The 3,078-nt window shown below is 68.6% G+C and carries 3 protein-coding genes; 2 read left to right on the top strand and 1 reads right to left on the bottom strand.

All coding sequences use genetic code 11. The features are described from left to right. Nucleotides 1-295: hypothetical protein (locus VFP86_06945; protein HET8999365.1), on the top strand; the 295-nt coding region annotated here is incomplete at its 5' end. A gap of 60 nt (nucleotides 296-355) precedes the next feature. On the opposite strand, the gene VFP86_06940 is transcribed toward VFP86_06945, so the two are convergent. Further along, on the bottom strand, nucleotides 356-1,423 hold the full coding sequence (locus tag VFP86_06940; protein HET8999364.1) for an Ldh family oxidoreductase: 1,068 nt from the start codon (nucleotides 1,421-1,423) through the stop codon (nucleotides 356-358). Nucleotides 1,424-1,602: 179 nt separating this feature from the next. Between VFP86_06940 and VFP86_06935 the strand changes: the two genes are divergently transcribed. Then, nucleotides 1,603-3,078 (top strand): M28 family peptidase (locus tag VFP86_06935; GenBank protein HET8999363.1); only part of this gene is annotated, 1,476 nt, incomplete at its 3' end.

The following is a 3,078-nucleotide window of genomic DNA, read 5'->3' as shown; positions in this document are numbered from 1 at the left end:
CCTCCCACCCGAATATAGGGGGCGGTCTCGTGAAGGCCAGTTTCCCATGGATTCGGGGAACGTCATGACGAACGCCACGGTGATGGAGTACGCGGCCCGGGTCGAGAACCGTATGCTGTACCTGAAGTACAAAGACGGCGCAGCTGCGATCGCCGTTTCCTCGACTACCGAAGTGCACCGTCTCACCGCGATCCGGCTGAGCGATCTCCGCGCGGGTGACCACGCCACCGTCCGCGGTGTCGCCAATCCCGACGGGTCCATCACCGCATCGTCGATCACCGTCGAGGAACCCTAACCAGGAACAGGCCGCGGGACGCCGGCCGGCGCGCGGACTCCGCGCGGGGGTCGTTCGGCCCTACGCTATCGGGGCGGGAAGGTCGGCTGCGTGCAGGCCGACGGACTCCGCCGCGGTGAGGATCGATCGCCACGTCGCCTCCGCGATCTCGAACCCTTCTGTTGTCCTCTGCCGCATCGTTCTCGCTTCCGGCTCCCCCGGCGTCTGCACGCTCTCCACGCCCGGCGCGGGCGGAACTTTGCGAAGGCGCGTGACGAGGTTCCGCGCCGCGCCCTTGGCATCGGCCACAGGGCGGAACGCGCCTACGTGAATCGCCCAAATGAGGGCCCCCGACCGGCGAAACACCTCCTCGGCCGAGACCGGGTCTTGGTGCCGGTCGGCGCCCGTGAGCGCCTGACCAAGGAGCTCCGCCATCACCGACAGCGAGTACCCCTTGTGCGCACCGAACGGGAGGAGCGCGCCTTCCTTAAAGAACGCTTCCGGATCGGTGGTGGGCTGACCGGATTTGTCGATCAGCAGTCCGGCCGGCAGCGGCTTGCCCGCGGCGCGGGCCACCATAATCTTGCCCACGGCGATCGCCGTGGTGGCGTAGTCCAGGACCACCGGGTGTTCGTCCTCGACCGGAAATCCCGCGGCGATCGGATTGGTCCCGAGCGCTGAACGGCTTCCCCCGTGGGGCACGGCGGGCCGTGTCCCCAATCCTCCCACCCACACCATCGCGGCGCAGTCCGCGGCGGCGGCCCGTTCGACATAGGCGCCGACCCGTCCCAGGTGATTGCAGCGGACCACCCCCACCGCGGCCACCCCGAACTCCCGAGCACGCCTCACCGCCTCATCGGTCCCTGCGATGCCGGCCAGCTGCCCAAACCCCCATTCCCCACTCACGAGCGCGGTGGCGCCGCGCTCCGTTTCGACCCGTGGCCGCGCGGCCGGCCGGATCTGACCCTTTTGCACTCGGTCGATGTATTGCGGGATGCGCAGCACCCCATGCGAATCGTGCCCCTTGAGGTTGGCCTCAACCAGCATGGCAGCCACGGTCCGCGCGGTCGCCGCCGGCGCGGCGACAGCCTGAAAGATACGCGCGCCCAGATCCTCGAGCGCGCGCGCCTGAAACCGGATCGATGCCATCGACGCTTCACCCCCGCGTCCTCATTCGCGCTCGATCAGTCGATGCCTTTCCACGAAGGATCCCCCACGTCGCGACCTCTCATGTTAATCGGGAGGAGGTCCGGGGAGACGACGCCAACCTCATTCAAGAATGCCAATTGCGCCGATGCGACCGACCTCGAGCAAGGGAGGCACGATCCATGATTGACCTCGATGCGGTGTCCCAAACTCACCTCAGCACGTTTAACCGGACCCTCGCGCAGTGGACGCGTCTCTCCGGCAGCGCGGACGAACGGGCGGCCGCCGCCTATGCCGAGGGACAGCTACGGGGGTTCGGCTACGAGACGAAGATCTTGATGCATGACGCGTATATCAGCCTCCCGGGATCCGCCACCCTGCGCCTCGCGCGGCCGGAATCGAAGGAGATCGCCTGCATCACGCACTCAATGGGGATCCCGACGCCGCCGGCAGGCGTGTCCGCGGAGCTCGTGTACGCCGGCGCGGGCGCGCCCGACGACTACGCGCACGCGGGCGCGGCCGGGAAGGTGGCCCTCGTCGAAGGACGGGCCACCCCGCAGCACGCGGTGAACGCGACCCGGGCGGGGGTGCGGGGACTCATCTGCATCAGCGGCCGCTATCCGCACGAGATGTGCTGCTCCCCTGTTTGGGGGAACCCGTCGGACCGCACCGTCTCGGAGCTTCCCCGGGTGCACCTGCTGTCCGTGAGCGCCGTGGACGGCGGGACGTTGCGCGACCTGTGCAGGCGGGGGCGGGTTGACGTACACGTGACCGCCGAGGTCGAGACGAAGTGGACGAAGACCCCGATCGTGGTGGCCGACCTCACGCCGGGTCATCCCGACGCCGAGCGGGCCTTTATCCTCTTCTCCGGCCATCTGGACAGCTGGTACCTCGGCGCCATGGATAACGGGAGCGCGAACGCCGCCATGCTCGAGGTCGCCCGCGTCCTCGCCCTCCATCGGAGCGCCCTGCGCCGCGGCCTCCGCGTGGCGATGTGGTCCGGCCACTCCCACGGGCGGTACTCGTCCTCGGCCTGGTATGCGGACACCTTTTGGTTCGAGCTGGCCGAGCACTGCCTCGTGCACGTGAACATCGACTCCGTCGGCGCCATCGACGCCGATGAGTTCTCCACGAACTCGATGCCGCAAACGGTCGGGCTGGCCGCCGACGCGGTCCAGCAAGTGGGGAAGGCGACGCTCGAGGGGAAGCGCGTCGGACGGAACTCCGACCAATCGTTCCTCGGCATCGGCATCCCGTCCATCCTCGGCTCGATCTCCAAGCAGCGCGATGGGAGCCTGGGATGGTGGTGGCACACCCCCTACGACACATTGGACAAGATCGACCCGGCGCGATTGGTGCGGGACACCAAGATCTTCGTCCGGGTGCTGGACCGCCTCCTCGCCGACCCCATCGCCCCGCTCGACTATTACGCTGCTGCGGCAGACCTCAGGGTGAACCTCGAGGCGGTCGCGAAGGCGTCGGGCCCATCGCTCGACCTTTCGTCCACGCTCTCGGCCGCGTCGAGTCTGGAAGAGTTGTGCGCCCGGCTGTCCAAAGCGGCGGCCGGGGTGACCCCGGCGCGGGCCAGGATCATCAACGCCTGTCTGCAGGCCCTCGGGCGCGCCCTGATCCCCGCCACCTACACCGCCACCGGCAAC

It is taken from the genome of bacterium, assembly GCA_035703895.1.
Classification (GTDB): Bacteria; Sysuimicrobiota; Sysuimicrobiia; order Sysuimicrobiales; family Segetimicrobiaceae; genus Segetimicrobium.
The sequence above is the reverse complement of the archived record's forward strand: the minus strand, read 5'-3'. Positions and strand labels throughout refer to the sequence as shown.